The following is a 7463-nucleotide window of genomic DNA, read 5'->3' as shown; positions in this document are numbered from 1 at the left end:
TTGAATTCTTCTGTGTAAGTTCTTCTTTTTCCCATTTCGGGCACCTCCTGATTATATTATATATCTTAACTCGGTGTCCTACAAATTGGGGGAGGGTCATATTTAAATGAATGATTTCGAGAAGTCGTTAGCAGGTTATATCGGAGCAGAAAATTTAGAGAGGATACAAGGTGTTAAAATAGGAATTGGTGGTGCAGGAGGACTTGGTTCTAACTGTGCCTTTAATTTAGTAAGAAGTGGTTTTAAGCACTTTGTTATTGTAGATTTTGATAAGATCGAGTATTCTAATTTGAATCGCCAATTCTATTTCAGTGAACAAGTAGGCCAGGCGAAGGTATTGGCTTTAAAGGATAATCTTTTAAAAATCAATCCTGATTTAGAGGTTGAAGCTATAGTAGAACGAGTAAGTAGTGATAATATTAGTCGATTCTTTGATGATTCTGATGTTATAGTAGAGGCCTTTGATGAGGTAAAGAGTAAGAAGCTGATAGTAGAGCAATATGTCAATTCTGATAAATTTCTAGTCTCTGCTTCAGGTTTGGCTGGTTGGGGAAATACTGATCAAATTCAGACTAAAAGATTCAATGATAAATTTTATATAGTAGGTGATTTTATCACAGAGATAAATGATGATAATCCACCGTTATCTCCACGAGTTAATATAGTAGCAGCTAAACAGGCAGATTTAATTTTAGAGGCTGTATTGGAGGGAAGAATATGAATAAGATAGATAAGTTGACTACAGATTTATATGGTATTACTGCTGAAAAGTTTTCTTTGGGAAGAAGCAATATTGAGGTGGTAGAGGAGATGATTGCTGCTGGAGTTAAGATTATTCAGTATCGGGAAAAGGAAAAGAAGATGCTCTATAAATATGAGGAATGTCAGAGGTTAAGAGAGCTGACAAAAGAAGCAGGGGTAACCTTCATTATTAATGATGATATCCATTTGGCTTTGGTAATAGATGCAGATGGTGTACATATCGGTCAAGAGGATTTACCTCTAGAAGAGGTACGAAAACTGCTTGGTGAAGATAAGATAATAGGTCTGTCAACCCATTCACCTCAAGAGGCTGAATATGCTGTGAAAAGGGGGGCAGACTATATTGGAGTAGGACCTATCTTTAAAACCTATACTAAAGAGGATGGGAGTGCCTTTCTGGCGGGTATTTTACTTGGTCTGACTCTGCCGCCTGCGGTTCCCTGGTGGATACCAATTCTGGGTGGATTCTTAACAGTTGTAGTTGGGAAACACTTATTTGGTGGGCTGGGCAGCAATATCTTTAACCCGGCTTTAGTTGCCAGAGCAATTCTGCTTTTATCCTATCCGGCTTTAATGATCGAATGGGTAAGTCCGGTTGATGGAGTTTCAGCGGCCACAGCTCTGCAGCTGGGGAGTGATTCTTTTAGTTATACTGAACTGATAATCGGAAACATTCCGGGCAGTATTGGCGAAACTTCTGTTATCGCTCTGCTAATTGGTGGAGCTTATTTGTATCTTAGAGATTATATTGATCTGAGGATTCCGCTTTCCTTTATAGCCGGTGCGGCTGGAGCAGCGATGTTTTTTGGTCAGGATCCTATTTTTGCCGTCTTTTCCGGAGGACTAATTTTTGCTGCTATTTATATGGCAACAGATATGGTAACTTCTCCGGTTGCTAAATGGGCAAAGATAGTTTATGGTCTGACAGGAGGATTTTTAACAATTTTTATCCGCCGCTATACCCCTTACCCTGAGGGAATAACCTTTGCAATTTTGATTATTAACGGAGCTTCTTATTTTCTAGATAATGCTTTTGAGGAACCGCATTTTGGCGAAGTTGAGTATGTTAAGAAAAGAGTTGCTCACTTCAGTGCAATAATCATGGCGGCTGTATTAATTTTACTTGTGGGCATGACTTTAATCGATGATGACGACCCCTATCCCGGTAGTTTAACCTACAATCATTTAAAAGAAGCGGTGCCGGCAGCAGAAAGCTTTGAAATAATAGAAAGAGACGATAATGATATTTTATTTGCAGCACGAGCAGAGGAAGAAATTATTAAAGACCTTGTTTACATATCTCGTAATGGTTTTGAAGCTCCAATAGAGCTTTTATTGAGTCTGGAGCCAGCAGGTAGTATAGATAAAATTCAAATTATTAATGAAAGCGAATCACCAACCCTGGGAGCCAGAATAAAGGATCAGGAATTCCTGTCTCAGTTTAGAGAATTTACAACTGCTGAGGCTGATCAGGTTATGGCAGAAACTGATATGATCAGTGGAGCTACTTATTCTTCTCAAACAGTCTCTCGAGGAGTTCAGGCTGGTCTGAGGCTTTTAATTGCAGAAAAGGAAGCTGGACTGCAGGATGGAGTCTATCAGGGACAGGCTGAAGGAGCACAGGGAGATATTGTCCTGGAGATTACAGTTGAAAATGGAGATATAGTTGATCTAGAGATTCTGAAAGAGCAGGAAACCGAGCATCTGGCTGAGCCAGCTTACGAAGAGCTAGAAGCTCAGCTCTTAAGAGAACAAACTGCTGATTTAGATGTTATATCCGGTGCAACTTATACCAGTGAAGCATATATGGAAGCAGTACAAAAAGCAATCGATCAGGCTTCCCCGGAATCCAGTACTGATGGTGATTTTGAAGCTGGAACTTACCAGGGCTCAGCTCAGGGCCACTCCGGTCAGATCGAATTAGAAGTTGTTGTTGAAGCTGGAGAAATTACCGAAATTGAAGTCTTATCCCAAAATGAAACTGAGGGTCTTGGTGATGATGCAATTGAAGAGATTGCAGCTCAAATTATTTCCGAGCAGAGCCTCGAAGTTGACTCGGTTTCTGGAGCTACTAATTCTTCAGAGGGGACAATTAATGCAGTTAGGAATGCTTTAAACTCTGATTCGGAGTCAGCTGAGACCGATGCTGGTTCTGAAGAAGATTCAGAAACAGACACTGATTCTTCAGCAACCTGGGAGGAAGAAGACTCTGAGGGAGAGGAAGAAACTGCAGCTGAAGCAGAAAGTGAAAGTGGTCTGATCGGCTTAGCTGACCTCAACTTAGAAAACGGAGAATATCGGGGTTCAGCTGAGGGGCACCGAGCTCCGATAGAAGTCAGCGTCTTAGTTGAAGCTAATGAAATCAATGAGATTAGAATAGTGTCTCAGGAAGAAAGTCCCGGTATTGGAGATGAGGCAATGGCAGAACTGAGTCAAAATCTACTTGCCGAGCAGAGTCTGGAAGTAGATCTGGTTTCAGGAGCCACCAATTCTTCTGAAGCTTTTCTAAAGGCGATAAATAATGCACTTACAGGTGAAAGGTACGGCAGCCTTGAAGAAGCTGAAGATCTGCAGACAGCTAAGGAAATTCTTGCAGCTGAAGAGGATTCTGATACTGATTCTTCAGCAACCTGGGAAGAAGAAAGTACAGAAGAAACAGATGAAGAAGCTGTAGAAGGAGGTTCCAATGGATAAAAATCTAACAATACTCGAAAAAGTAATGCTGATGGGGCTTTTGCCACTGCTGGGAGCTACCAACAATTTAAAACAGGCTTTAATCACAGCTATCAGTGCAGTTTTGATTTCGCTTTTAATAAAATTCTTTGCCAGATTTATGACTGAAAGGGAGGATTATCACTGGTATTTACTGATTGGAGTTGGTATTACCCTAAGCTATGTTTTTTACATAGCAGTTATCGATATCTTTCCGGAATTAGAAATCTATGTTAACAACTATTTACTGCTGCTTGGCGTAACTCCACTGATATATATTGGAGCCAGCAGAAGTGAGAATGAATTTTTCGCCTATCAGAAGGATTTCTTTATCCTGATGATTTTTGTCGGTGCTCTGCGTGAACTATTAGGTAGAGGCAGTATTTTTTCTATTCAGCTGACAGTAGCGGGTTATCCACCTTTGGGTTTTGTCAAAGATTTCCCCGGAGCGTTTTTAATAGTCAGCATCATTTATCTGCTGGTAGAGCTTTCACGTAAGGATAAAAAAAACCTGAGGGAAGGAAGTGAGAAAGTTGTCTGAGTTATCTCGTCTATTTTTGAATTCATTATTAAGTGAAAATATGAGTCTTGCTTTTTTCCTGGGGATATTATTTATGATGGTTGAATCAGGCTCGATCAAAAAAACAGCGGTCAAAGGTTTAAAGTATGTGAGCACAGTTTTTGTAATTAATATACTGGGCTGGTTTTTACACAGCTTTTTACCATCAGGTCTGGATCCACTCAACCCGGCAATATTTTTTATTACAACAGTGCTCGGGGTTACCGTTCTCAAATACTGGGGTGAGCTGAAAGGGGAGTGGTTTGGGCTGCCTAAATTCATCCTGGCTATTGGACCGCTTTTTGGTACCCAGCTGTTGATTCAGAATGGAGCTTATGTTTATGCAGAGATGATGACAGTAAATACAGCCTATATTCTGGGCGGCTATATTCTTTTTGTGCTGATTGCGGCCATTAAAGAAGAAATTATCATTTCTGATGCAGCACCTGTTTTTAAAAGTTATTCGACTCTGCTGGCTGCAATTGCAATGCTGGCCCTGGGAGTAATTGGGATACAAATTATCTAATCAAATTTAATAATTCCTTCAGATGATGCCGACAGTTCAAACTGTCGGTTTTGCTGTTGTTTTAAACCCAAAAATGTTATAATATGAATAGTAATAGTTATATATGTAAATTAAGGAGGGATTACTATCTCTGCAGCTAAAAGCAGTACCTTTAAAATTATTGATTTAGAAAGTGGTATGATAACTAACGAGGAAGTCCGGAGTGAGTTTGGCGGTGTCTTAATCCCACCCGGCACCCGGTTAAATAGAAAGCTCATTGATCAGTTAAAAGAAACTGAAATTAAAGAAATTCAAATAAAAACAGCTGCCGTAATTGAAGCAGAAAAGGATAAAAAAGTAATTGCTAAAGAAAAATATGAAAAAAGTCTCGATGATTTTTCTGAAGCTTATAAAAAAGCCTACTATATGAAAAAGGTTGATTTTAGAACAGTTAGAAGTCTGACTGAAGAGGCAATGGAGATTTCTCAATCTCTTGATTTAGAAGATATTCTAAAAATAACTCGTGATATTGATATGTACACTTATTCTCATTCTCTCCATGTTGGAATTCTGGCCCATAAGTTTGGAAACTGGTTAAATCTAACAGAAAACAAAATCTGTAATTTGACCACCTCAGCTCTGCTTCACGATATTGGCAAAAGCAGAATTAAAAAAGAAATAATAACCAGGCCGGCTCCTCTGAGCCCAGAGGAATATGAAGAGGTCAAAAAACATTCCGAATATGGTTATAAACTTCTCAAAAAAAGTAACCGTTTTTCAAAAAGTATAATGGCCGGAGTTTTAACCCACCACGAGCGCTACCATGGAGGTGGTTATCCCCTTGGTCTAAAAAAGGAAGAAATTCCTTTATTCGGGAGAATTATTGCTATCTGTGATACTTTTGATGCCCTGACAACTGACCGGCCCTACCAGAAAGCAGTTTCACCATTTACTGCAGTTAAAATAATGGAAGAGGATTTTGATTCCTTTGATCACAGGCTGAAGATGCTTTTTATAGAAAAAATTCCTTATTCACTGATTGGTGATCGCGTAGTTCTGAGCAATGATCAGCTGGCACGGGTGGTGTTTATTAATCCCTCTCATCCGGAATCACCAATAGTTAAAACAGAGGATGAGTATCTTGATTTAAGCAGTCAGAGTGAGCTGAGTATCAAAAAATTACTTAGAGACCTTGAACAGATGGAAGAAATGATGGAAGAAGCTGAGCAGAATTAAAGTTGAGGAGATCTTATGAATTTTTTATCTTTTTTACCAACAGGAATCATAATCTTAAATATAATTTTTATCATCCTTTTGATCTTTTTTGAAAGAAAGGATCCGACTGCAACCTGGGCCTGGCTCTTAATTTTAACTTTAATTCCAGTACTGGGCTTTGTTCTGTATCTATTTTTAGGTTTAACCCCTAAGAAAAGGAAGCTTTTTCAGCGGAAACAGGAAGAAGATGAGTTAAAAAAATATGATGGCAAACTTATTGCCGCAGAACTAAAGGAAAGAATTAAGGATTTTGATCATCTGGAGCAGAGTATAATTAGGCTGGCTTTTGAAAATGATCTGCCGGCAGGACTGGGCTACAATCAGCTCGATATTTATACCAGCGGCCGAGAAAAGTTTGCTGATTTATTTGAAGATATTAAGAATGCCGAAAAATTTGTACATGCTAATTATTATATTATTAATGATGATCAGCTTGGTGATCAGTTTATGCAGCTTTTAACTAAAAAGGCGGCAGAAGGAGTTGAGGTCAGGCTGCTCTATGATCGAATGGGCTGCAGAAATCTTTCGCGCTATACAATTTTCGAACTGGAAGATGCCGGCGGTAAAGCGGTTCCTTTTGCTCCCTTTGTCCTTGATATGAATTACCGCAACCACCGCAAGAATGTGGTAATTGACGGCCAGATCGGGTATCTGGGAGGCATAAATATTGGTGATGAATATCTGGGAGAGAGCCGCAGATTTGGTGACTGGCGTGACACTCACCTGCGTTTAAAAGGTGAAAGTGTTGACAGCCTTCAATATCGTTTTCTTTTAGACTGGAGCTTTGCCAGTGGTAATGCCCTGATGCGGAAGCAAAAATATTTCCCTGAAAAAAAATCTAGAGGAGATGTAGCTGTCCAGATTGTCAGCAGTGGGCCTGACTCTAAAGAGGCTGAAGTCAAGTCCCTCTTTTTGAAGATGATCTATGAGGCCGAAAAGTCAATTTATATTCAGACCCCTTATTTTATTCCCGATCAATCGATGCTGGAAGCTCTAAAAATTGCCGCTCGCTCTGGAGTTGAGGTTAAAATTATGATTCCAGACCGGGGAGATCATCCCTTTGTCTATGCCGCCAATAACTCTTTTGTCGGTGAACTTTTGGATGCTGGAGCCCGCTGCTACCGTTATAAAAAGGGCTTTCTGCACAGTAAAACTCTCTGTATTGACAGCCGGGTTCTTTCGATCGGAACAACCAATATGGATGTCCGCAGTTTTAAATTAAATTTTGAGATAAATGCCTTTATCTATGACCGGGAGCGGGCCAGATACCATAATCAAATTTTTGCAGAGGACCTAGAAAATTCGGAAGAAATAACAAGAGAAATTTTTGAAAACCGGGGCTGGACAATGAAGCTCAGGGAGTCAGTTTCAAGACTGCTTTCACCGATTCTTTAATCTGGCTCTTAATAATTATTATAGTCTCAAATAAATATTGATTAATCTAGCCGCCCTTTTTGGGGCGGTCTTTTTTTGGGTATTATAATAATTTTACTTCATTTCCAAATTATTCTATGATATACTTTTTATAGTATAAATATTAGAAAAGGAGGAAATTTAATGCTATTTGATCAGGATGGTAATTTTAAAAGGACCTAGAAAATTCGGAAGAAATAACAAGAGAAATTTTTGAAAACCGGGGCTGGACAATGA

The 7463-nt window shown here is 39.3% G+C and carries 6 protein-coding genes and 1 pseudogene; all 7 read left to right on the top strand.

Features of this window, described 5'->3' with window-relative positions; genetic code table 11:
* Positions 1 to 106 precede the first annotated feature (106 nt).
* The 7 genes and pseudogenes from thiF (at position 107) to cls (ending at position 7208) form a co-directional block, all read left to right on the top strand.
* The gene (thiF, locus tag CI949_RS14145) at positions 107 to 721 is read left to right on the top strand and encodes a sulfur carrier protein ThiS adenylyltransferase ThiF (protein WP_290767475.1); all 615 of its coding nucleotides are present in this window, start codon (positions 107 to 109) and stop codon (positions 719 to 721) included.
* A pseudogene (gene thiE / locus CI949_RS20965) lies at positions 718 to 1803 on the top strand (thiamine phosphate synthase); the annotation flags it as partial. The gene thiF and the pseudogene thiE, both read left to right, overlap by 4 nt.
* Positions 1804 to 1863: 60 nt before the next feature.
* Positions 1864 to 3456, top strand: coding sequence for an FMN-binding protein (locus CI949_RS20960; RefSeq protein ID WP_365941699.1), 1593 nt, complete (start codon positions 1864 to 1866; stop codon positions 3454 to 3456).
* Positions 3449 to 4015 (top strand): hypothetical protein, encoded by a 567-nt coding sequence (locus CI949_RS14135; RefSeq protein WP_133530146.1) that lies wholly within the window; start codon positions 3449 to 3451, stop codon positions 4013 to 4015. Before CI949_RS20960 ends, CI949_RS14135 begins: the two co-directional genes overlap by 8 nt.
* Positions 4008 to 4559 (top strand): hypothetical protein, encoded by a 552-nt coding sequence (locus CI949_RS14130; protein WP_108137504.1) that lies wholly within the window; start codon positions 4008 to 4010, stop codon positions 4557 to 4559. The genes CI949_RS14135 and CI949_RS14130 overlap by 8 nt, the downstream gene beginning before the upstream one ends.
* A gap of 177 nt (positions 4560 to 4736) precedes the next feature.
* Complete coding sequence (locus CI949_RS14125) at positions 4737 to 5774, top strand: HD-GYP domain-containing protein (RefSeq protein ID WP_133530145.1); 1038 nt, start codon at positions 4737 to 4739, stop codon at positions 5772 to 5774.
* A gap of 15 nt (positions 5775 to 5789) precedes the next feature.
* Positions 5790 to 7208 carry a cardiolipin synthase gene (cls, locus tag CI949_RS14120; RefSeq protein ID WP_108137507.1) on the top strand — a complete coding sequence of 473 codons (1419 nt, stop codon included), beginning with the start codon at positions 5790 to 5792 and terminating at the stop codon, positions 7206 to 7208.
* The last annotated feature ends 255 nt before the right edge of the window (positions 7209 to 7463 follow it).

It is taken from the genome of Halanaerobium sp. (assembly GCF_003070835.1).
Note: the sequence above shows the minus strand (reverse complement) of the source record. Positions and strands in the feature narration are given on the sequence as shown.